Raw genomic sequence first — 21401 nt, forward strand, 5'->3', positions numbered from 1 at the left:
CAAGGCCGCTCCGGGGAGCGGCGGTCCGACGTCCTCAAGTGAATCCGTTCGGGCTCCGGCGCTGTAGCCGGTTTCGGGCGATTGGTGGAGGTCTCCTGCGTGGGCGGGAGGTATTTGGGAGGAAGACATGAAAAGACGTTATCTGATAGCTTGGGCCGCAGCGTCCCTCATCACGGGCGCTGCTCTTCATCCGCAGGGCGTGCGTGCCGAGGACACGGTCTCGTTGCCGTGCGTATGCGAACTCTCCGGCGCCGGCGCGGTGTCCGGCAAGAACTACCGGGACGGCGCCTACATGGCGGTCGAGGAGATCAATGCCGGCGGCGGCATTCTCGGCAAGAAGATCGTCATGGACGATTACGATACGCAATCGGACGCCCCGACGTCCCGCGCGCTCGTGCAGAAGGCGATCGACGCCGATGCCTATGCGATCATCGGGACGGTCTATTCCGGTTCGACGATCGTCAACATGCTGGTCGCAAAGCAGAACGGCGTCCCGCAGTTCACCGGTTCCGAAGCCCCCAATATCACACAGCAGGGCAATCCCTACATCTTCCGCACGTCGTCCAGCGCTGCAAAGGGCGTGCCGGGACTGACGCCCTATTTCAAGGACACGCTGAAGGCCAAGAAGATCGGCGTCGCCTGGGTGAACAACGAGTTCGGCAAGGGCGGCCATGACGTCTTCACCGGCGAGATGAAGAAAGCCGGCATCGATATCGTCGCCGACGTTCCTTCCGAGCAGGGTCAGGCCGATTTCGCAGCCGACGTCTCGAAGATCAAGGAATCGGGCGCCGAAGCCGTCTTCGTCTATCTGAACGAAGAGGAGGCCGCCCGCTTCCTGAAGGAAGCCAAAAAGCAGGGATTGAAGGTGCCGCTCGTCGGCGAGGTGACCCTGACCAGCCAGAAGGTCATCGATCTTGCCGGTGATGCCGCCGACGGCGCCTACGCGCATGTCGGCGTCACCGCCGGCGCCGACGTTCCGGCGATCCAGGCGTTCGGCGAGAAGTTCAAGCAGAAGTACAATCGCGCGACCGATCACAACGGCCTCAAGGGCTACGTCGCCGTCTATGCGGTGAAATACGTCTCCGAGATGAACGGCTCGCTCGACCGGGAGGCGCTGGCGAAGAAGCTGCACGGGCTGACGCTCGATGTCGCCAAATATCCCGGCATGCTGCTGACGACGACCTGGGACGATACCGGCGAAATGTCGCGTGAAAGCTTCATGACGCAGGTCGTCGACGGCAAACAGAAGGTTGTCGGCACCGTTCCGGCGAACTGAGGTTCAGCGCGGGTGCCGGCCGGGCCGGCACCCTTTCGAGGCAAGATCCATGCAACAGTTTCTGCAAGTCCTTATGTCGGGCCTGGCGACGGGGTCGATCTACGCGCTGGCGGCGATCGGCTTCACGCTGCTCTGGCAAGCTGCGCAGACGGTCAATTTCGCCCAGGGCGAATTCGTCATGCTGCCCGCTTTCTTCATGCTGATGGCGCTTGGGGTCGGGCTGCCGATGCCTTTGGCCATTCTCGTCGCGCTTGCGGCTTCCGTTTTCGTGCTCGGCTATCTGTTCAAGCGGCTGATCGTGGAACCGATGCAGGCGTCGAAAGCAGGAGGAGGTCTTCCCCTGGTGATCGCGACCATGGCGTTGGCGATCCTGTTGAAGGAGAGCGTCAAGGAATTCTACGGGGCGGAAGCGCAGCCCTTTCCGGAGCTCGTCTCCGGTGGCAGCCTGAACGTCTTCGGCGCCGTCATTTCGGTCACCGACATCGCCCATCTTTTCATTTCGCTGGCCGTCGTCGTGGCTCTGACGCTGTTTCTCAACCGCACGAGAACGGGCCGCGCCATGCAGGCGACAGCACAGAATCCCAACGTGGCGGAAATTCTCGGCGTGGATACGAGACGCATGGTGCTCTACACCTTTCTGATCAACGCGGCGCTCGCGTCGCTGGCATCGTTCCTGATCACGCCGTTCTATCTCGCGAAGTTCTCGAACGGGGAATATCTCGGTCTCATCGCCTTCATCGCTGCGATCGTCGGCGGCTTCAACCAGATCCGCGGCGCACTCGCCGGCGGCCTGCTGATCGGCGTGCTCGACAATATGACGGCAACCTACGTGACCGCTGAATATCGGGCGGCCGTTCCGCTCGTCCTGCTCATCGTCATCATCCTGTGGCGGCCGGAAGGCCTGCTGGGTACGGCCGAAGGGAGGAAAGTATGATGAACCTCGTCCCGAAATGGCTGCTGATCACCGTCGGAATAGCGCTTCTCGCGCTTGCTCCGATCGGACACGGAAATTACGTGGCCCTCATCCTCTGCTCGTGGCTCATCTACACGATCGCGGCGATGGGCTTGAACCTGACGCTCGGCTATGCCGGACAGATATCCCTCGCGCAGGCCTCGTTCATGGCAGTCGGCGCCTATATCACCGCCCTCATGACCATGAACGGCATCCACTGGCTGATCGCCATGCCGGTATCGGTGGCCGCCTGCTTCGTGATCGGCCTGCTGGTGGGCTTTCCGGCGCTGCGCGTCAAAGGCCATTTCCTTGCCTTCGTCACGCTCGCCTTCAACACGCTGCTCGTGCTCGTGCTTCGCAACGAGGACTGGCTGACCGGGGGCTCCTATGGAAAGTCGAACATGCCGCGGCCTGATTTCTGGGTGTTCGATACCGGCATGAAATCCACCGTCCTGTCGATCCCGCTGACGTCGAACCAGAAGATGTACTATCTCTGCCTGGTGGTCTTCGTGATCTTCGCCCTGCTGATGTACGGGCTGGTCCGTTCTCCGTGGGGGCGCGCCTTCAAGGGACTGCGTGAAAATCCAATTCGCGCCGAAAGCCTCGGCCTCGATATCCGCCGGATCACCCTGCTTGCCTTTGCGATCGGTTCGGCGGCCGGGGGGCTTGCCGGATCGCTGGTCTCGCCGGTGGTCCAATATATCGAGCCGAACTCCTTCGCGCTCAGTTTTTCGCTGAAAATTCTGCTGATGGTCGTCGTCGGCGGGTCCGGCTATTTCTTCGGCCCGATGCTGGGAGCCGCGGTCGTGATCCTTCTGCCGGAATTCCTTCGGTTCACCGAAGGCTACTACCTCATCATATATTCCGCGCTGGTCATCCTGCTCATGGTGCTTTCGCCGAGCGGCCTGATGGGGGTAGGCGGACGACTGGTCGGCGCCGTTCGTCCGAGACGCGTTACCCGCGGCGACATGAAGGAAGGAGCGCAGCTATGAACCCTTCCGTCCTCTCGGTGCGCAACATTTCCAAGGCCTTCGGCGGTATCCAGGCCGTCAAGGACGTCAGCTTCGAAGTCATGAAAGGCGAGGTGCTCGGCCTGATCGGTCCGAACGGATCGGGAAAGTCCACTTTGTTCAATTGCGTGCTCGGTCAGCTCCGTCCGGATCGCGGCGAAGTCTTCGTGAACGGTCATGCCGTCGCCGGGATGAAGGCCTGCGACCTCGCCAAGCGCGGCGTCGGCCGCACGTTCCAGCAACTTTCGGTCTTCCCCGACATGACTGTGCTCGACAACATCATCCTTGCCGGCCAGGAGCATCAGGGAACCATATTGTCGCGGCTGTTCGGAAAGCCCGATGCCGGTCTGACTCAGCAGGCCGAGCAACTCGTCGATTTCTTCAAGCTCCGGCATCTGAAAGAAGATAAGGCCGGCGCTCTTTCCTACGGCCAGCAGAAGCTGCTGGATGCGGCGATGGCCTTCATGGCCGGGCCGGATCTTGTTCTGCTGGACGAACCGGCGGGCGGCGTCAACCTGACCATGCTCGGCAATCTGAAGGAACGCCTCCAGACATACAACCGCGAGCACGATACGACCTTCGTGGTGATCGAGCACAACATGGAATTCGTGATGTCGCTCTGCACGCGGATCATCGTGCTGGCGGAAGGGGCAATCATTGCTGAGGGGGCACCGGACGAGATCCGCGCCAACCAGCTGGTCATCGACGCATATCTCGGAGGCTGAGCATGCTGGAATTGAAGGACGTCTACGGCGGCTACGGCAAGATCACCATCCTGAACGGCGTCTCGTTCAAGATCCCGCGAGCCTCCATTACAACCATCATCGGTCCGAACGGCGCCGGCAAATCGACCGTCTTCAAAGCGATCTTCGGCCTGCTCGATATTCATTCGGGTCAAGTGCTGCTGGATGGCCAGGATGTGACCGGCTGCAAGCCGCGCGATCTGATCGGCCGTGGCGTCAGCTACGTGCCGCAAGGTCGCAACATCGTGCCGCAGCTCTCGGTCTACCACAATCTGGAACTCGGCGGCATCACCTCGAAAGACCCGTCGAAGGTGCGTGAACGCATCAACCTGGTGATGGAGCAGTTTCCGGCGCTCAACACCCATCGGGATCGAAAGGCGATCGAACTCTCCGGAGGCCAGCAGAAGCAGCTGGAGGTGGCGCGCGCGCTGCTGCTCGACCCCAAGCTCATTCTGATCGACGAGCCGTCGATCGGCCTGTCGCCCAACCTCGTCCAAGAGGTATTCCGGACGTTGATCCGGCTGCGCGACCAGGGCGTGACGATTCTGATGGTCGAGCAGAATGCCAAGGCGGCGCTCGCCATGTCCGATTACGGGCTCGTCCTGGAACTCGGCCAGACGCGGATGCACAACAAGGCAAGCGAACTTCTTGCCGATCCGCGGGTCGGCCGGCTCTTTCTGGGCGGGCACATCGATGACCTGGCGAGTTGATCGGTTCGATCTCCGTGGATTCAAAGTGATGAAGCGTCCGTTAGAGCCTGATGCCGAAAGATTTCAGACCGCCCCGGCCTAAAATCATCCTGTTCTACAGCGCCGCGCGTCTTTTCAGATGCGCATTCCGATTTAAGGAATTGTGCAACAGCGCGTCTCATCGAACGCGCGGCGCTCCGGGACGGTCAACTCCATCTCGCGCTGACAATCTGCCAGCAGATGTGGTGGAAAACGCCTTAGCTCCCGGAGCGCATGCTCACGGTTCGCATCCCTGCGCCTCTGCGACTTGAATGCGGAAAGGGCCTGTACGATATTCCAGATGCTTGTTTGAGACATGTCGGGCCTCCTTTGCTGCATTTAGCTGCCGACACCCGAAATATGGTGGTCAATTGACATTCAATCAAACAAAATGATATGGGGTTATAAATCAGAAAAATTGAAAGATGCGACGATGAGCATTCCCTTTCGCCGTCCCATTCCGCTGCTTGACAACGAAGTGCTGCGTACCTTCGTGGCGATCGCCGAGACAGGCAATTTTTCGACTGCCGCAGAGGCGGTCTTCCGCACGCCGTCGGCGGTGTCGATGCAGATCAAGAAGCTTGAAGAACAGCTGGGGGCGACGCTCTTTCTGCGCGACGCCCGCTCGGTATCGCTGACGCGCCACGGCGAGATGTTGCTGTCCTACGCGCGCAACATCCTGGCTCTGTCGAACGAGGCCGTGTCGCGCTTCATCATGCCGGAGCTCAGCGGCGTTGTGCGGCTCGGCGCGCCGGAGGATATCGGTGAACGGCTGCTGCCGAGCATCCTGAAGAGTTTTGCCGAAAGCTATCCCGGCATCATGGTCGACGTGACCATCGACATGAGCATGGGGCTGAAGAAGCGCATGGAGGAGCAGCGGCTCGACCTGGCCTTGATCAACTGTGCGACACGGCCGTTCCCGACGGGCGGTGAGGTGGTGTTCCGCGAGCGGCTGGTCTGGGCCGGCGCCAAGTGCGGTTCGGCGCATCGCCGCGATCCGCTGCCGATCTCGATTTGGGAAGATGGCTGCATCTGGCGCCAGGAAGCACTCTCCCAGCTCGAACGCAACAAGCGGCATTATCGCGTCGCCTATCTCAGCGGCCACACGATGGCGCAGCGCGCCGCCGTGCTTTCCGATCTCGCCATCGCGCCGTTGCCGCTGTCCTATGTCAACGAGGACATGGCGATCCTCGGGCCTCAGGAAGGCCTGCCGGAACTCGGCGCCTTCGATATCCGCCTGCTGACCGCCTCGCAGGTGTCGGGGCCGATCGAGACGGTGGCCGACAGCATTCGCGGCGCCTTTGCCGAGAGAGCGAAGGCGGTCGCCGCCTAGCTGCATCGGACAGGATTATGCGCCGATCGAAAGTGATGGCGCGTCCTATCGGACGCGCGGCTGTAGCGGGTATACTTATAGCCAGTGAACCTTTTGGTTTGTCGTGCGTTATCGGCGCGGACGGCAATTGTCGCCGTTCGGGGTTGATTTCAAACAAGGATATCCGAGATGACGACAACGGCCAAAATTGCCGCAGCCTTGATGGTTCTTCTTGCCCTTTCTTCTTGCGGCAATACGATCCGCGGCATAGGAAAGGATACGGCAAACACCGTGAACGCCACGCAGGATGCCGGCCGCTCAGTCGACCGCGCCGCGAAGAAGTGATGACGGTTCAGATTCCTTCCGGGGACTGCCTGATCAGATACTGACCGAGGGATCAGATGACCCGGTCCTGATCATCCTAACGGATGACCGGGGGATAGGCTTTTTCGAGGCCACCGGATCGGCTGAGGCCGGTCCGGAAGGCTTGGTAGGCGGGATGCTGGCCAGAGCGGGCGGTTTCCATCAGCCGGATCTGCAGCCGATCCGGCGCCTGTGCCCCGAGCCACATTCCCAGATTTTCAAGCTTCAGCGAGTTGAGGAAACGCGATCCGGCGGCAAGATCGAGATGGCGGCGCAGGCCGTCGAGCAGGTTGTCGTCCTGGGCGGCGTTTTCCATGAGCAGCGCCAGGTAGGACTTGTCGGTCTCCGACAGGGCGGCGAGCTTTTCCGCAACGGTATCGCGGTCGGGAAAGGGAACATTGCCTGTCATCGAATCGTCCATGCTTGATCGTGTTTTGGTCGTTATAAGCTCGCCTTGACCTTCTCGGCTACATCGACCGGCACCCATTTCGTCCACAGACTCTCGTAATTGCGAAGGAAATAGGTCGCGGCGTCCTCGTTGCTTTCGCGGTTTTCGTCCTGCCAGGCGAGCACCTGGTTGATCGTCGCATTGTCCCATTTGCGGGTCTTGAGATAGGCCGTGACAGGTCCGGCGCGGCTGGCGAAGGACCTGGTCATCAGTGTGAAGGCGCGCGAGACCGGGTAGGAGTTGAGCTCGGGCCTGGCGCAGCCGGCAACCGCGGTACAGCGGTCCCATTCATTCTTGTTGTGGCCGACGCCGAAGCTCAGGCGCGTCATGTCGTATTTGCCGAGGATGGCGGTCGGCGCCCAATAATAACCGAGCCAGCCGATCTTGTTGTCGAAGGCGCGGGCAATCGACGCATCGAGCCGTTCGGGACTGCCGGTCTCGACGAGTTCGAAGCCCTTCTTGTCGGCGGCAAGCGCCTTGAAGAGGTTGGTGGTCGATATCTGGCAGCTCCAGTCGGCGGGGCAGTTGTAAACTGCGCCTTTCGACGGGTCGTCCTCGGCGGGGAAGAGTTCTGGATGTTTCAGCGCGTCCTCGACCGAGCGGATGTCGGGGTGGGCGTCGGCGATAAATTTCGGAATCCACCAACCCTCGACGGCGCCGTCGGCCAGGATTTCGGCCCCCTGTACCAGCCGGCCGGTGTTGACAGCCTGATCGAGCAGGGACCTGACGGAATTGATCCAGTATTCCGAGGCGATGTCGGGGATGCCTTTCTCATTCATCGAGGCGAAGGTCGGCAGGGTGTCGCCATCGACGATGGTGACGGAGCAGCCGTAGCCCTTTTCCAGGATGATCTTGTCGAAACTCGCCGCAATGCCTGCCGAGGCCCATTTCATTTCGGCGATCGAAACGCTGCCGCATTCGGCGGCTTCAGCCGGCGCGACGGTAGAAAGAGCCGCGGCAAAGACGGCCGGAATCAGAAACGTCTTCATCGTCATTCCCCGAATTCTTCTTAGGCGGACGTGCAGCAGGCTCTGAAATTCACCGACAAATCTCTCCGGCACCCGAATGGAAAATGCCTGCCGGGGCGATACCGCAACAGGCTTTCCGGTTCATGGGCAGGCCATGTTCAACAATGGCGTGTTATGACGGAGCCTACGCGTTCGCTCGCAGAAATCAACCATCTTCTGCTCATGGTTGCGTGACTAAATTATTGAATTCGAAGAATTTATGTCAGCATTCCGAAATTGGCGCCCTCGGGCGAAAAGCACGCTCTTGGCGACAGGCTGCGGATCTTCGGCAGAAATTTTGGCCAGAATGTCAAAAAAGATCAAAATTAACATTTGCGTAAGCCTTCAATAACTCTCCGGTAAGAATGTGCCGTTATCAGTTGGGTCGTGGCAGCAATGACCGCCGCTTCTCCGGTTCAGGTAGTGCGCACCGGAGAAAGCGAGCTTCGCCGTGTAAGGGCGAAGACGCCAGAGTTTTTCGGCAAACCGCGCAGAGCCAAGGCCATGCGCGGTTTTCGCGTTTATGTAGGAACGTGACTGGGGCCAAGTCTTGACCCGGGCCAAGTCTTGACCTGGGATTACCGCCCATTGTAGGCCTCGCCTGAACGAGAGGCGAATGCGGGCCACCATGGCAAGAGCGATCATGCTGCAGGGAACCGGCTCCGATGTCGGCAAGACGGTTCTGGTTGCGGGCCTCTGCCGGCTGGCGGCCAATCGCGGGCTGACGGTCCGGCCGTTCAAGCCACAGAATATGTCGAACAATGCGGCGGTCGCCGATGATGGCGGCGAGATCGGCCGGGCGCAGTGGCTGCAGTCGCTGGCCGCGCGCACGCCATCCTCGGTGCACATGAACCCGGTGCTGCTCAAGCCGCAATCGGAAAACGGCAGCCAGATCATCGTCCAGGGCAGGGTGTTTGGCCAGGCGAAGGGGCGCGACTATCAGCGGCTGAAGCCTGAGCTGCTCGGCGCCGTGCTCGAAAGTTTCGAAAAAGTGGCAGCGGGTGCCGACCTCGTTATCGTCGAAGGTGCGGGATCGCCGGCCGAGATCAATCTCAGGCCCGGCGATATCGCCAATATGGGCTTTGCGACGCGGGCCGGCGTGCCCGTCGTGCTCGTCGGCGATATCGACCGCGGCGGTGTGATCGCCTCGCTGGTCGGCACGCATGCGATCCTCGACGAGGACGACCGGGCGATGATTGCGGGCTATATCATCAACAAGTTCCGTGGTGACGTCTCGCTGTTTGACGACGGCATCCGCGCCATCGAAGGTTTTACCGGCTGGCAGTGTTTCGGCGTCGTGCCGTGGCTGCCGGGTGCTGGGCGCCTGCCGGCCGAAGATTCGGTCGTGCTCGAACGGCTGGCGAGGGGCGGGGCGCGCGCGCTGAAGATCGCCGTGCCAGTGCTGCCACGCATCGCCAATTTCGACGATCTCGATCCGCTGAGGACCGAGCCGGATGTCGAACTGGTCTTCGTGCGATCAGGCGAGCGGATCCCTGGCGACGCGAGCCTCGTCGTGCTTCCCGGCTCGAAATCAACGATATCGGATCTCGCCGACTTCAGGGCCCAGGGCTGGGACCGCGGTCTGCAGGCGCATGTCAGGCGCGGCGGCCGGGTGATCGGCATCTGCGGCGGCTACCAGATGCTCGGCCGGACGGTGCACGATCCGCTCGGCATCGAGGGCGGGACGCTCGAGACGCCGGGGCTTGGGCTGCTCGACATCGAGACCGAGATGGCGCCGGAAAAGACCGTGCGCAACAGCCATGCCCGCTCGACCGAATATGATGCGCCGCTGGCCGGCTACCAGATCCATCTCGGCATCACCCGCGGCCCGGATTGCGATCGGCCTTCGGCGATTATCGACGGCGCGCCCGACGGGGCGTTGTCGGCCAACGGCCGGATCATGGGCACCTATCTGCACGGCCTCTTCGGCAGTGACGCCTACCGCGCTCGACTGCTCCAAAGCTTCGGTCTATCAGGCGAGCGGCGGAATTACCGCGAGAGCGTCGAGCAGGCGCTTGACGAGATCGCCGGAGAATTGGAACGTCATCTCGATCCGCGCTGGCTGGCTGGGCTGCTCGGCTAGGCCGCACCTCGCACCATCATCGGTGCCGTCGTTCGGCTATTGCCAAATTAGTTGACTGAGTCCATTAATTGTCGCGACGGACCCAAGTGAGAGCCACGAAAACTATGAGCATATTGGATAGATTTTCACTGGCAGGTCAGGTGGCGCTCGTGACCGGCGGCGGCCGTGGTCTGGGATTCGAGATGGCGCGCGCCCTTGCCGAGGCCGGCGCGCATGTCATCGTCAACGGACGCACGGCGGCGACGCTGGAAGATGCCGTCAGGACGATCCGCGCTGCGGGCGGCACGGCGGAGGCCGCCGCATTCGATATCGCCGACCGCGAGGCACAGCGTGCTGCGATGGCGAATATCGACAAGGTCCATGGTCGTCTCGATATTTTGATCAACAATGTCGGCGCCCGCGACAGGCGGCCTCTGGCCGAATTCGATGATGATGCCATCATCGAGCTGCTGCGCACAGACCTGGCGGCGGCGATGACGCTGTCGCGGGACGCTGCCGTGCTGATGAAGCGACGCAATCACGGCCGCCTGATCGCGGTGACCTCGATCAGCGGCCATGTCGTCATGCCCGGGGACTGCGTCTATCCGGCGGCCAAGCAGGGACTGACCGGACTGATGCGCGGCATGGCGGTCGAATTCGGCCCGCACGGCATCACCAGCAATGCGATTGCGCCCGGCTGGTTTGCCACTGAGACGAACGCGGCGATGGCTGCAAACGAGGAATTGATGCCCTTCGTGCGTCAACGCATCCCGGTTCAGCGCTGGGGACGGCCGGACGAGATCGCCGGCGCGGCGCTCTTTCTTGCAAGCGACGCCGCTTCCTTCGTCAACGGTCACGTGCTGACGGTGGACGGCGGCATGACAGTCAGGATGTGAGATATCCGCAAGCGCTGCGGCACCGTCTTTCATTTCTGCGGCGCCCTTCACTGCTTCTCGTCGGAGCCGAATGACGGTAACGGCAGGTATCACTTGCTCTCAGCCTGCCTTGTGGTCGTCGCTGCCGGAATCCATGGCTAGAAATATCTGCCTGACTCGACTATTGGTTGATCTGGCAACGCCCCGGTTGGTCATCGCCGTCCATTTGCCCGATTTCCGACCATAAATTGCGTCGGTCATTTGGAGGTTCGGAAATTAACAATCATATTCAGTGGCTTATAGAGCATGGAATCACAGCTGAGCATATTGGCGAGCTGATAGCCGGATTGTGCGATCGGCTGATCGCGGATGGCTTTCCGATCTGGCGGGGAAGCATCTCAATGCCGTCGATTCATCCCATGTATGGCGGCGTCTCGGCCAATTTCGTGCGCGGCGGTGCGACCACGATCGAGAATGCCGAATATGGCAGTGCGGGAGTGCTGAATTTCGAGAAGACCCCGATCTACTATCTTTTGGGCCGTAGCGAAACGTCAGGTCGCTGGAACATCGCCAAGGGTGAGGGTGTCGATGACTATCCGCAGCTTGCGGAATTCGCGCATAGCGGTGGCACGGATCACTTGGTCAGCCTGCTGGAATTTCCGAAGGAGGCTGCGCTGCGCGGGGTTAGTCTGTCTCTTACAAGCGATAGGTCGGGTGGATTTTCTGACGACCAATTGGCGATCGTCGCGAAGCTCTTCCCGGCGCTGGGGCTGGCTTGCTATCGCATCGCGGCATCGAAAACCGCTGCGGATATCCTCGCCGTCTACACGGGCGCCAAAACAAGCGCACGCATCCTTGCAGGCGAGATCCAAAGGGGAAAGGGTGGCTCCATCAATGCTGCGATCCTGCTTGCGGATCTCAGGAATTTCACGGCGTTGACCGAAGTCTATCAGCCAGGCGAAATCGCCGGGTTTTTGGACGAGCATTTCGAGCTGATCGGCCGGCATGTCGAGGAGAATTCCGGCGAGATCCTCAAGTTCATGGGCGACAGCGTGCTGGCGATCTTTCCGACCGATGCTGAAGATCCGCAAAGGGCCTGCATGGCCGCTCTGGCCTCCGCAAGGAATATTCTGGAAGCCAACAAGGTGCTGAACGGTCAGCGCAGGAATGATGGAGGTCCGGACATTGGCGTCGATGTCGTGCTGCATCTCGGCGAGGTCTTCTATGGAAATATCGGCGCACGCGGCAGGCTTGATTTCACGGTGATCGGCAGCGCCGTCAACGAGGCTTCGCGCCTCGAAAAACTCTGCAGCACGCTCGGACATCACCTTCTGATGTCGGAAAGCTTCGCCGTCACCTGCGCCGTCGCCAGCGAATGTCTGGGATCCTTCGAGTTGCGAGGGGTTTCGAAAGAGGTAAACGTGTTCAAGCTCGCCGACGCCATATCCTGAAGCGTCGATCCGATCGGCGCGGTGACGCTCAGATTTCGCCTGAGACCTCGCGGCGGCGACGGTCGAGTTCTTCGCTGTAGCGGCGCAGCGTATAGCTTTCGCTGAGCTGGCCGATCACCTTGCGTTCGATCAGGTTGTTGACGACGGCGAGCGCTTCGCTTTCGCTCTTGTCGAAGATCGCCGCCGCCTGCCTGGCATTCATCTGCGGCTGCAGGAAATCGTTGCGGTAGTGGATGAAATCCGCAAGCGTCTTGCCCTCGTCCTGCGCATCGGTCGGATTGGCGTAAATCTCCGGCACCAGCACCAGGCCCGCATATTTGTCGCTCTCCTCGACGAGGATGACGCGCTGGGTCGAGCCGATCGGGAAGGCCTGCTTGAATTCCTCCAGCGAGATGCCCGCCCTTGCCGTCTTGACGTCGGCGCGCATCAACTTGTCGACCGTCAGATTGCGAATCCAGCCGACATCATGGGCGCTGCGGATGCTTTCGCCGCGCAGGTGGAAGCGCCATGTGGCGAAGGAGTAGCCGAAGGTCGAACGCACGACGAGCGAGGAGGTGATGACGGCGGCGAGCACCAGCGCGGTGATCGGAAAATCGCCGGTGATTTCGAGCGCCAGGAACGTCATGGTCAGCGGCCCGCCGATGACGGCGACGGCAAGCGAACTCATGCCGACCACGGCATAGATGACCGGCGTCAGCGTCGCATCGGCGAAATAGGGGCCGCAATAGGCAAAGAGTTTGCCGAGCAGGGCGCCCATGAACAGTGAGGCGAAGAACAGCCCGCCCCTGAAGCCGGAGCCGATCGAGATCGCCGAGGCGAAGGACTTCAAGAGGAAGAGGCCGATCAGCGTCGGGATCGCCACCTCATGGGAAAGGTTGAGATGCAGCGCGCCGTGGCCGGCCGAGAGCACCTGCGGCGAGATCATCGCCAACAACCCGACGATGATGCCGCCGAGAGCCGGACGGAAGGGTGGGGCGATTGAACTCTTGCGCGCCAGCTCCTCGACAAAGGCGACGCCCTGCATGATCAGGATGCCGACACCGGCGCAGAAAGCACCGAGCAGCAGCGCCGGGATATAATCGGCCGGTACGACCGAGCCGAAGCTGCCGATATCGATGGTGAAATCGCTGCCGGCGAGCAGCCTTGCGATCAGGGTGGAGACAAGGGCGGAGACGACGACAGGCGTCAGCGAGACGATCGTATAGGTGCCGATGATCAGCTCGAAAGCATAGAAGGCGCCGGTCAGCGGCGCGTTGAAGGCGGCGGCGATGGCGCCCGCCGCGCCGCAGCCAACGAGGGTGCGCAGGTCCGAGCGACGAAGCTGCAGCTTCAGCCCGAATTTCGAGGCGAGGCCGGCGGCAAGCTGGGTATAGCCGGCCTCCAGGCCGACGGAGGCGCCGAAACCGTTGGAGATCAGGTTCTGCACGGCAACGATGATGCTGTCGGTCAGGGACAGGCGGCCGCCATGCAGCGCATTGGCCTCGATCGGGTCGACCATCGGCTTCTTGCGCCGTTTCGCCAGCACGAAAAGCAGCAGGCCGAGCAGGGCGCCGCCGATGACGGGGGCGGTGAGCAGCAGCAGCTTGTTCTCGATCTCGGACGAGCTCAGCCGTTCGCTGTCGGCGATGCCGAAGACCAGCTGGTGCAGCTCGTTGGAGACATAGCTCATGCCGGTGACGGCGAGACCCGAGATGATGCCGACGACGGCGCCCGCCAGCGACAGGCCGACTTCGCTGCGCCGGGTCAGCGCCCTCAGGCGTCCCGGATCGAAGAAAACACGCAGCGCGCGGAAACCGCGCCGATCCAATTTCATAAGCATGGCTAGACAACTAGGCGGGGAGAGGCCCGGTCAAGGGCGGAGATGGTCGCGCAGTCCGCTTGCGACGCAATTGCGGCGAAAAGCCGGCGGTTGGAATAAATTTCGGTGACGTAAGTCTCTGATAAATGACGATATTTAAGGTAGGGTAAGTCGTGTTTGTGTGGGCACGTCACGTGGCCGGCGATCGGGCGGTCGCCAAGGCCGGTTGACTTCATCCCTGCGCTTGCCTAACCATCCCGATAACGGATGGTCGACTGACCATCCTGACATAACGGATGGTTCCGGATCGGTGTTGCGCCCTTCCGGATGAAAAGGGAATGTGACGGGGCGGACCCAAGCCGGGCGCCTTCATCACAGCCGACCCCGCGACTGTAGAGCGGTCAGGGTCTTCCATCCGGCACTAAGCCCTTCCGGCCAGCGGCTTGCAATCATGCAAGCGGGCGGGATGGGCGACATGCCGGAAAAGCCACTGGATATGCATGGTGATCAACCGGGGTCGGACGCCTCTCAATCTACGAATCGTCCACCTTTTCACTGATGCAGCCGGGAAGGCGAGGATGATCCGCTGGCACGATCAGCGCGACCGGTTTCCGGTCTGCCCCGATCGCGGCCGATAACCGCGAGCCAGGAGACCTGCCATGCGGCCGGGCGAGGAGCCCACACCTGGGCACTATGCCCGCTGCCAGCACGGAGGTTGTCTTGGCTGAACGATTGAATTCAGCGTGGCCTGGTGCGGCGCGCGCGACGCCTCCAAGCAGTGCTGCAAGAGGTGTTCTTTCGGCCGTTTATGTCGAATGCTGGGTCCCTCCCTCTGTCCTGCCGGACATTTCCCCCACAAGGAGGGAGATCGGCAAGCAGCACGACCGTCGTCCTACATCAATTGTTTGGAGAAAAGCTCTCGGCGATTCAATTTCTCCCCTTGTGGGGGAGATGTCCGGCAGGACAGAGGGGGGTGTCACACCCTCAGTAGCCGAGAAAGGTGCACTCGGAACAAGCCACGGCTACGCACTCTCCCTGAGGGGCGTTTGAGCATGACTGCCACCTTCATCCTCGGCGGCGCACGTTCCGGCAAATCCCGGTTCGCCGAAGACCTCGTGACGGCGACCGGCCTCGACCGTCACTATGTCGCGACCGGCCGTGCATGGGACGAGGAGATGCAGGCGCGCATCGCCCAACACAAGGCTGATCGCGGTCCGTCCTGGACGACGCATGAGGAGCCGCTCGATCTTGTCGGCAAGCTCACCGCCATCGACGGACCGGGCCGCATCGTGCTGATCGACTGTCTGACGCTCTGGGTCACCAATCTGATGATGGAGGAGCGGAACATGGCGGCGGAATTCGCCGCCCTTGCCGATTTCCTGCCCGCCGTGAAAGCGCGGCTCGTTTTCGTTTCCAATGAGGTCGGTCTCGGCATCGTGCCCGACAATCGCATGGCGCGCGATTTTCGCGATCATGCCGGCCGGCTGCACCAATCGATCGCGGCGAAGGCCGCCGAAGTTTATTTCATCGCGGCAGGCCTGCCGCTGAAAATGAAGGGTTAAGTCCATGAACCAGCAGAAGATTCCCGCAACCGTCATCACCGGCTTCCTCGGCGCCGGCAAGACGACGATGATCCGCAACCTGCTCACCAATGCCGGCGGCAAGAAGATTGCGCTTATTATCAACGAGTTCGGCGATCTCGGCGTCGACGGCGACGTGCTGAAGGGCTGCGGTGCGGAGAATTGCACCGAGGACGATATCATCGAGCTGACCAATGGCTGCATCTGCTGCACCGTCGCCGATGACTTCATTCCGACGATGACCAAGCTGCTCGAGCGCGAACAGCGTCCTGACCATATCGTCATCGAGACCTCCGGCCTTGCCCTGCCGCAGCCGCTGGTCGCCGCCTTCAACTGGCCCGATATCCGCACGCAGGTGACCGTCGATGGCGTCATCACGGTGGTCGACAGCGCTGCGGTTGCCGCCGGCCGTTTCGCCGACGACCATGATGCCGTCGATGCGCGCCGCGCCGAGGATGAATCGCTCGATCACGAAAGCCCGATCGAGGAGCTGTTCGAGGACCAGCTCACCTGCGCCGACCTCATCGTGCTCAACAAGACCGACCTGATCGATGCCGCCGGCCTTATCAGGGTGCGTGACGAGGTCGCCTCCCGCACCGTCCGCAAGCCTGTCATGATCGAGGCACGGAACGGCGAGGTGTCGGCCGGCATCCTGCTCGGCCTCGGCATCGGCACGGAGGACGATGTCGCCAATCGCAAGTCGCATCACGAGTTGGAGCATGAGGACGGTGCGCCGCACGACCATGACGAATTCGACAGCTTCGTCGTCGAACTCGGACCCATTGCCGATTTCGCCGGCTTCGTCGAAGCGCTGAAGCGCATCATTGCCGCCCATGACGTGCTGCGCCTCAAAGGTTTCGTCGATGTGTCAGGCAAGCCGATGCGTTTGCAGCTCCAGGCCGTCGGCAGCCGCATCGACCATTATTTCGACCGCGCCTGGGGCGCGAGCGAAAAGCGCGCCACGCGCCTCGTCGTCATCGGCCTGCACGAAATGGATCGGGACGCGGTGAGGGCGGCGATCGAAGCGCTGGCGTAACCCGATGCATCTGCTTCTGGCTCAACAGGGAACGATCAGCGACGGCGAGGAGGCAATCGACCTCGGGCAGACGCCGGGCGATATCCTGTTCCTGTCAGCGGCCGACAGCGAGCTTGCCGCGATCGCGGCCGCCCATCGCGATCGCGGGACAGCACCTTCGCTGAGGCTCGCCAGCCTGATGAGCCTCAAGCACCCGATGTCGGTCGACACCTATGTCGAGCGCACGGCGCGGCATGCGAAGCTGATCATCGTGCGTGCGCTCGGCGGCGCCAGCTATTTCCACTATGCGCTGGAGGCGCTGCATGCGGCAGCAGCGCGCGCCGGTGCGCTGATCGCGGTGCTGCCGGGCGACGCCAGGCCGGATGCGGGGCTGGTGCCTTTCTCCAACGTTGATCTCGACGATCTCAACGCGCTCTGGGCCTATCTGATCGAGGGCGGCGATGCCAATGCGCGGGCCTTTCTCGACTATGCCGAGGCGATGCTGTCTGGCGCCGAGAAGCCGGCGCCGGCTGTGCCTTTGATGAAGGCTGGCATCTGGTGGCCGGGGCGGGGACTGATCGGGGTTGAGGAGTGGCGGCGGATTGTTGCTTCGCTCCAGGGTGCGCCTTTGGGTGTGGCACCCCCCTCTGTCCTGCCGGACATCTCCCCCACAAGGGGGGAGATCGGGGATGGGAGGTCTCGCTCCATCTCCTCGGCCGAAGGCACGGCATCCTCCAACGTTTCTTTTTTTGTGCGAAGCCCAAGCGACTTGCCGATCTCCCCCCTTGTGGGGGAGATGTCCGGCAGGACAGAGGGGGGTACTACGAACTCGACGCAACAGGCATCCCCCATCGTCGCCATCAGCTTCTACGGCGCCCTCGTCCAAAGCGGCGAGACCGGGCCGATCGAAGCTCTGATCGAAGCGCTGATGACACTCGGCCTCCGTCCGCTGCCGGTCTTTGCCTATAGCCTTAAGGATCCTGTCTCGACAGGCATTCTCGAAAGCGTGTTTTCGACGCTGAAACCCGATGTCGTTATCAATACGACGGGCTTTGCCGTCTCCGCACCGGGCGCGGACCGGCAGCCGACGGTGCTGGAGGCGAATGAGGCGATCGTGCTGCAGGCGATCCTGTCGGCTTCGTCGAGGGAGGCATGGGCAGCTTCCGCGCAGGGCTTGTCGGCGCGCGATCTCGGCATGAACGTGGCGCTGCCTGAAGTCGATGGCCGGGTGCTGGCGCGGGCGATCTCCTTCAAGACGGCGGCGCGCTACGATGCTGCCGTCGAGACGAATATTGTCGCGAGCGAACCGGATGCTGGCCGGGTACGTTATACGGCGGAGCTTGCCGCCAATTGGGCACGGCTGCGGAAGACTTCCGCCGGCGACCGGCGCATTGCGCTCGTCATGGCGAACTATCCGAACCGCGACGGTCGGCTCGGCAATGGCGTCGGCTTGGATACGCCTGAAGGCACCATCGAGGTGCTTCGCGCCATGCGGGCGGCGGGGTATCCGGTCGCTGACATTCCGGCCGACGGCGACGCGCTGATCCGGCATCTGATGGAAGGGCCGACCAATTCCGGTTCCGATGGAAAGATCATCCGCGAGGCGCTTTCCCTGAGTCTGTACAACAGCTTCCTGGAATCTCTTCCCGATAAGATTCAGGATGAGGTGAGAGCTCGCTGGGGCAATCCGCAAGACGATCCGTATTTTCGCGAGGGCGTCTTCGCCCTGCCGTTTGCCCGTTTCGGAGAGGTGCTCGTCGGCATCCAGCCGGCGCGCGGCTACAATATCGATCCGAAGGAAAGTTATCATTCGCCGGATCTCGTGCCGCCGCACGGTTATCTCGCCTTCTACGCTTTCCTGCGCTGCGAGTTCGGCGCCCATGCGATCATCCACATGGGCAAACACGGCAATCTCGAATGGCTGCCGGGCAAGGCGCTGGCGCTGTCGGAGACATGTTATCCGGAAGCGATTCTCGGGCCGCTGCCGCACCTCTATCCTTTCATCGTCAACGATCCGGGCGAGGGCACGCAAGCCAAGCGCCGAAGTGCGGCCGTCATCATCGATCACCTGACGCCGCCCTTGACGCGGGCCGAGAGCTACGGGCCGCTGAAGGATCTGGAGGCGCTGGTCGACGAATATTATGAAGCATCCGGCGGCGATCCCCGCCGCATCCGGCTGCTCAGCCGTCAGATCCTCGATCTCGTGACCGATATCGGCCTCGACCGTGATGCCGGGATTGCCAAGGGCGAAAGCGAGGGCGAGGCGCTGAAAAAGCTCGACGCCTACCTCTGCGACCTCAAGGAAATGCAGATCCGCGACGGGTTGCATGTGTTCGGCGTTTCGCCCGAGGGGCGGCTGCTGACCGATCTGACGGTAGCGCTGGCGCGGGTGCCGCGCGGGCTGGGTGAGGGTGGGGATGCGAGTTTGCAGCGGGCGATCGCTGGGGATGCGGTGAAAGACCCCGCCCCAACCCCTCCCCACAAGGGGGAGGGGCTTACCTCCGCGCTTGCGGCAGCCTCTGCGACCAAAGCTGATGTGGAGACGGTGCTCCCATCAAGCCCCTCCCACCTGTGGGGAGGGGTTGGGGAGGGGTCTTCCTTCGACCCTCTCGACACCGACATGGCCGCCGTTTGGACCGGTCCACGTCCTGATATCCTCGCAGATATTCTCGATGCCCCATGGCGAACCAACGGCGACGCCGTCGAGCGCATCGAACTGCTGGCAGCGAAGTTCGTTTCCGACGAAATGGGGTGCCCAGCGGACTGGAAGGCTACGCAGGCTGTACTCTCCGAGATCGAAACCCGCCTCAAACCCTCCATTCTCGCCTGCGGCCCCGCCGAGATCGGGGGTCTGCTCGCTGGCCTCGACGGTCGCTTCGTCGCACCTGGCCCATCCGGCGCGCCAACACGCGGGCGGCCCGATGTGCTGCCGACGGGTCGCAATTTCTACTCCGTCGACAGCCGCGCCGTGCCGACGCCGGCTGCCTACGAGCTCGGCTGCAAATCGGCGGAACTGCTGGTGCGCCGTTATGTGCAGGATCACGGCGAATGGCCTGTCTCCTTCGGGCTGACGGCCTGGGGCACGTCAAACATGCGCACCGGCGGCGACGATATCGCCCAGGCCCTGGCGCTGATCGGCGTCAAGCCGCTCTGGGACATGAGTTCGCGGCGCGTCACCGGCTACGAGATCATTCCGCCGGCGATGCTCGGGCGGCCGCGCGTCGACGTGACGCTCAGGATCTCCGGCTTCTTCCGCGATGCCTTTCCCGAGCAGATCGCGCTGTTCGACAAGGCGATCCGTGCCGTCGGTGCGCTTGAGGAGGACGAGGCCGACAATCCGATCGCAACGCGCATGCGCGGTGAGGCGGCAAGGCTTGCGGCTGCCGGTCTTGACGAAGTCTCGGCAAAGCGCCGGGCGGGCTACCGCGTCTTCGGCTCGAAGCCCGGCGCCTATGGTGCCGGCCTGCAGGCGCTGATCGACGAAAAGGGCTGGGAGCGGCGCGCCGATCTCGCCGAAGCCTACCTGGTCTGGGGCAGCTATGCCTATGGCGCCGGTGAGGAGGGTAGGGCCGAACGCGGCCTGTTCGAGGAGCGGCTGCGCTCGGTGCAGGCTGTGATCCAGAACCAGGACAATCGCGAGCACGACCTGCTCGACAGCGGCGACTACTACCAGTTCGAGGGCGGCATGGCGGCGGCGGCCGAACAGCTCGCTGATGCGCGTCCCTCGATCTATCACAACGACCATTCCAGGCCGGAAAAGCCGGTGATCCGCTCGCTGGAAGAGGAGATCGGCCGCGTCGTGCGCGGGCGCGTCGTCAATCCGAAATGGATCGCTGGCGTCATGCGCCACGGTTACAAGGGGGCGGCCGAGATCGCCGCCACTGTCGATTATCTCTTTGCCTTTGCAGCAACGACGGGTGCGGTCGGCGAATATCATTTCGAGGCGGTCTACCAGGCTTTCGTTGGCGATCCCGGCGTGCGCGATTTCATGATCGAGAAGAACCCGGCGGCGTTCAACGAGATGAAGGAGCGGCTGCTCGAAGCGATCGACCGCAGCCTCTGGACGCCGCGCAGCAATTCGGCCCGGTTCGACCTGGCTGCTACAACACAAAATGAGGTGACCCAATGAGCGACGAGACCCCTGATAGCGAGATCGCAGAAGGCGGAATTGGCAAGGACGATGCGCGCCATGCCGAGAAGATGGCGAAGAAGAAGGCCGCGCGCGACAAGATCATGGCCACCAAGACGGATGGCAAGGGCCTGATCATCGTTCACACCGGTAAGGGCAAGGGCAAGTCCTCGTCTGCCTTTGGGATGATCTTCCGCCACATCGCCCATGGCAAGCCGTCAGCCGTCGTGCAGTTCATCAAGGGCGCGATGTGGACCGGCGAGCGCGACCTGATCGAGAAGCATTTCTCCGATCTCTGCCAGTTCCACACGATGGGCGAGGGTTTCACCTGGGAAACGCAGGACCGTGCCCGGGATGTCGCCGCAGCGGCGGCCGCTTGGGAAAAGGCCAAGGAACTGATCCGCGACGAGCGCAATTCCATGGTGCTGCTCGACGAGATCAATATCGCGCTGCGCTACGACTATCTCGACATCAACGAAGTCGTCGCCTTTTTGAAGAGCGAGAAGCCCCATATGACGCATGTCGTGCTGACGGGGCGCAACGCCAAGGAAGAATTGATCGAAATCGCCGATCTGGTGACCGAGATGGAACTCGTCAAACACCCCTTCCGCTCCGGCATCAAGGGTCAACCAGGCGTGGAGTTCTGAGGCGG

At 62.1% G+C, this 21401-nt stretch carries 18 protein-coding genes and 1 riboswitch; of the genes, 14 read left to right on the plus strand and 4 right to left on the minus strand.

All coding sequences use genetic code 11. The features are described 5' to 3' along the window. Positions 1–127 precede the first annotated feature (127 nt). From OLZ32_RS00930 to OLZ32_RS00950, 5 genes are read left to right on the plus strand one after another with little or no spacing between them, the layout of a single operon-like run. Positions 128–1276: an ABC transporter substrate-binding protein gene (locus tag OLZ32_RS00930; protein WP_003540557.1), complete on the plus strand. Its 1149-nt coding sequence runs from the start codon at positions 128–130 to the stop codon at positions 1274–1276. Between the two features lie 49 nt (positions 1277–1325). After that, the gene (locus OLZ32_RS00935; RefSeq protein WP_264395308.1) at positions 1326–2210 is read left to right on the plus strand and encodes a branched-chain amino acid ABC transporter permease; all 885 of its coding nucleotides are present in this window, start codon (positions 1326–1328) and stop codon (positions 2208–2210) included. Next, positions 2207–3220, plus strand: coding sequence for a branched-chain amino acid ABC transporter permease (locus OLZ32_RS00940; RefSeq protein WP_264395309.1), 1014 nt, complete (start codon positions 2207–2209; stop codon positions 3218–3220). The genes OLZ32_RS00935 and OLZ32_RS00940 overlap by 4 nt, the downstream gene beginning before the upstream one ends. After that, on the plus strand, positions 3217–3963 hold the full coding sequence (locus OLZ32_RS00945) for an ABC transporter ATP-binding protein (RefSeq protein WP_264395310.1): 747 nt from the start codon (positions 3217–3219) through the stop codon (positions 3961–3963). Before OLZ32_RS00940 ends, OLZ32_RS00945 begins: the two co-directional genes overlap by 4 nt. A gap of 2 nt (positions 3964–3965) precedes the next feature. Then, positions 3966–4691 (plus strand): ABC transporter ATP-binding protein, encoded by a 726-nt coding sequence (locus OLZ32_RS00950; RefSeq protein WP_264395311.1) that lies wholly within the window; start codon positions 3966–3968, stop codon positions 4689–4691. Between the two features lie 132 nt (positions 4692–4823). Here OLZ32_RS00950 and OLZ32_RS00955 read toward each other — a convergent pair whose 3' ends face one another. After that, the gene (locus tag OLZ32_RS00955) at positions 4824–5027 is read right to left on the minus strand and encodes a hypothetical protein (protein WP_264395312.1); all 204 of its coding nucleotides are present in this window, start codon (positions 5025–5027) and stop codon (positions 4824–4826) included. Positions 5028–5100: 73 nt separating this feature from the next. Here OLZ32_RS00955 and OLZ32_RS00960 point away from each other — a divergent pair, with 73 nt between their 5' ends. Both OLZ32_RS00960 and OLZ32_RS00965 read left to right on the plus strand, forming a co-directional pair. Further along, positions 5101–6042 carry a LysR family transcriptional regulator gene (locus tag OLZ32_RS00960; RefSeq protein ID WP_264395313.1) on the plus strand — a complete coding sequence of 314 codons (942 nt, stop codon included), beginning with the start codon at positions 5101–5103 and terminating at the stop codon, positions 6040–6042. A gap of 168 nt (positions 6043–6210) precedes the next feature. After that, a complete protein-coding gene (locus OLZ32_RS00965) occupies positions 6211–6366 on the plus strand; it encodes an entericidin domain-containing protein (protein ID WP_003540537.1) in 156 nt (51 codons plus the stop codon). A 76-nt stretch (positions 6367–6442) separates the two neighbouring features. On the opposite strand, the gene OLZ32_RS00970 is transcribed toward OLZ32_RS00965, so the two are convergent. Continuing rightward, entirely contained in the window at positions 6443–6805 is a 363-nt protein-coding gene (locus tag OLZ32_RS00970; protein ID WP_172426270.1) for a hypothetical protein, read from the minus strand. Positions 6806–6825: 20 nt separating this feature from the next. Then, positions 6826–7827 (minus strand): glycine betaine ABC transporter substrate-binding protein, encoded by a 1002-nt coding sequence (locus OLZ32_RS00975; protein ID WP_017988614.1) that lies wholly within the window; start codon positions 7825–7827, stop codon positions 6826–6828. A 640-nt stretch (positions 7828–8467) separates the two neighbouring features. Between OLZ32_RS00975 and OLZ32_RS00980 the strand changes: the two genes are divergently transcribed. The 3 genes from OLZ32_RS00980 to OLZ32_RS00990 all read left to right on the plus strand — a co-directional run bounded on the left by OLZ32_RS00980 (position 8468) and on the right by OLZ32_RS00990 (position 12227). Continuing rightward, positions 8468–9922: a cobyric acid synthase gene (locus tag OLZ32_RS00980; RefSeq protein WP_264419595.1), complete on the plus strand. Its 1455-nt coding sequence runs from the start codon at positions 8468–8470 to the stop codon at positions 9920–9922. 104 nt (positions 9923–10026) lie between these two features. Next, on the plus strand, positions 10027–10797 hold the full coding sequence (locus tag OLZ32_RS00985) for an SDR family oxidoreductase (RefSeq protein WP_164069101.1): 771 nt from the start codon (positions 10027–10029) through the stop codon (positions 10795–10797). Between the two features lie 170 nt (positions 10798–10967). Then, positions 10968–12227, plus strand: coding sequence for an adenylate/guanylate cyclase domain-containing protein (locus tag OLZ32_RS00990; protein ID WP_264395759.1), 1260 nt, complete (start codon positions 10968–10970; stop codon positions 12225–12227). Between the two features lie 28 nt (positions 12228–12255). Here the strand turns inward: OLZ32_RS00990 and OLZ32_RS00995 are convergent, their stop codons facing one another. Beyond that, positions 12256–14046: a chloride channel protein gene (locus tag OLZ32_RS00995; RefSeq protein WP_264395314.1), complete on the minus strand. Its 1791-nt coding sequence runs from the start codon at positions 14044–14046 to the stop codon at positions 12256–12258. Positions 14047–14305: 259 nt separating this feature from the next. Continuing rightward, positions 14306–14701: riboswitch (cobalamin riboswitch) on the plus strand. A gap of 376 nt (positions 14702–15077) precedes the next feature. Here OLZ32_RS00995 and cobU point away from each other — a divergent pair. The 4 genes from cobU to cobO are packed head-to-tail and all read left to right on the plus strand — an operon-like array spanning position 15078 to position 21396. Further along, entirely contained in the window at positions 15078–15587 is a 510-nt protein-coding gene (gene cobU / locus OLZ32_RS01000; protein ID WP_003540525.1) for a bifunctional adenosylcobinamide kinase/adenosylcobinamide-phosphate guanylyltransferase, read from the plus strand. A gap of 4 nt (positions 15588–15591) precedes the next feature. Continuing rightward, positions 15592–16641 (plus strand): cobalamin biosynthesis protein CobW, encoded by a 1050-nt coding sequence (cobW, locus tag OLZ32_RS01005; RefSeq protein ID WP_264395315.1) that lies wholly within the window; start codon positions 15592–15594, stop codon positions 16639–16641. Positions 16642–16645: 4 nt separating this feature from the next. After that, positions 16646–20749: a cobaltochelatase subunit CobN gene (gene cobN, locus OLZ32_RS01010; RefSeq protein ID WP_264395316.1), complete on the plus strand. Its 4104-nt coding sequence runs from the start codon at positions 16646–16648 to the stop codon at positions 20747–20749. Continuing rightward, on the plus strand, positions 20746–21396 hold the full coding sequence (gene cobO / locus OLZ32_RS01015; RefSeq protein WP_003540519.1) for a cob(I)yrinic acid a,c-diamide adenosyltransferase: 651 nt from the start codon (positions 20746–20748) through the stop codon (positions 21394–21396). Before cobN ends, cobO begins: the two co-directional genes overlap by 4 nt. Positions 21397–21401 lie beyond the last annotated feature (5 nt).

The sequence above is a fragment of the Rhizobium acaciae genome, assembly GCF_025941625.1.
GTDB classification, from domain to species: Bacteria; Pseudomonadota; Alphaproteobacteria; order Rhizobiales; family Rhizobiaceae; genus Rhizobium; species Rhizobium acaciae.

Excerpts from the sequence above, each read along its gene's own strand:
- OLZ32_RS00940 (WP_264395309.1), top strand. The coding sequence starts at position 2,207 with ATGATGAACCTCGTCCCGAAATGGCTGCTGATCACCGTCGGAATAGCG.
- cobW (WP_264395315.1), top strand. The coding sequence starts at position 15,592 with ATGAACCAGCAGAAGATTCCCGCAACCGTCATCACCGGCTTCCTCGGC.
- OLZ32_RS00945 (WP_264395310.1), top strand. The coding sequence starts at position 3,217 with ATGAACCCTTCCGTCCTCTCGGTGCGCAACATTTCCAAGGCCTTCGGC.
- OLZ32_RS00965 (WP_003540537.1), top strand. The coding sequence starts at position 6,211 with ATGACGACAACGGCCAAAATTGCCGCAGCCTTGATGGTTCTTCTTGCC.
- OLZ32_RS00950 (WP_264395311.1), top strand. The coding sequence starts at position 3,966 with ATGCTGGAATTGAAGGACGTCTACGGCGGCTACGGCAAGATCACCATC.
- OLZ32_RS00935 (WP_264395308.1), top strand. The coding sequence starts at position 1,326 with ATGCAACAGTTTCTGCAAGTCCTTATGTCGGGCCTGGCGACGGGGTCG.
- cobN (WP_264395316.1), top strand. The coding sequence starts at position 16,646 with ATGCATCTGCTTCTGGCTCAACAGGGAACGATCAGCGACGGCGAGGAG.
- OLZ32_RS00970 (WP_172426270.1), bottom strand. The coding sequence starts at position 6,805 with ATGGACGATTCGATGACAGGCAATGTTCCCTTTCCCGACCGCGATACC.
- OLZ32_RS00980 (WP_264419595.1), top strand. The coding sequence starts at position 8,468 with ATGGCAAGAGCGATCATGCTGCAGGGAACCGGCTCCGATGTCGGCAAG.
- OLZ32_RS00930 (WP_003540557.1), top strand. The coding sequence starts at position 128 with ATGAAAAGACGTTATCTGATAGCTTGGGCCGCAGCGTCCCTCATCACG.
- cobO (WP_003540519.1), top strand. The coding sequence starts at position 20,746 with ATGAGCGACGAGACCCCTGATAGCGAGATCGCAGAAGGCGGAATTGGC.
- OLZ32_RS00960 (WP_264395313.1), top strand. The coding sequence starts at position 5,101 with ATGATATGGGGTTATAAATCAGAAAAATTGAAAGATGCGACGATGAGC.
- OLZ32_RS00955 (WP_264395312.1), bottom strand. The coding sequence starts at position 5,027 with ATGTCTCAAACAAGCATCTGGAATATCGTACAGGCCCTTTCCGCATTC.
- OLZ32_RS00985 (WP_164069101.1), top strand. The coding sequence starts at position 10,027 with ATGAGCATATTGGATAGATTTTCACTGGCAGGTCAGGTGGCGCTCGTG.
- cobU (WP_003540525.1), top strand. The coding sequence starts at position 15,078 with ATGACTGCCACCTTCATCCTCGGCGGCGCACGTTCCGGCAAATCCCGG.
- OLZ32_RS00975 (WP_017988614.1), bottom strand. The coding sequence starts at position 7,827 with ATGACGATGAAGACGTTTCTGATTCCGGCCGTCTTTGCCGCGGCTCTT.
- OLZ32_RS00995 (WP_264395314.1), bottom strand. The coding sequence starts at position 14,046 with ATGCTTATGAAATTGGATCGGCGCGGTTTCCGCGCGCTGCGTGTTTTC.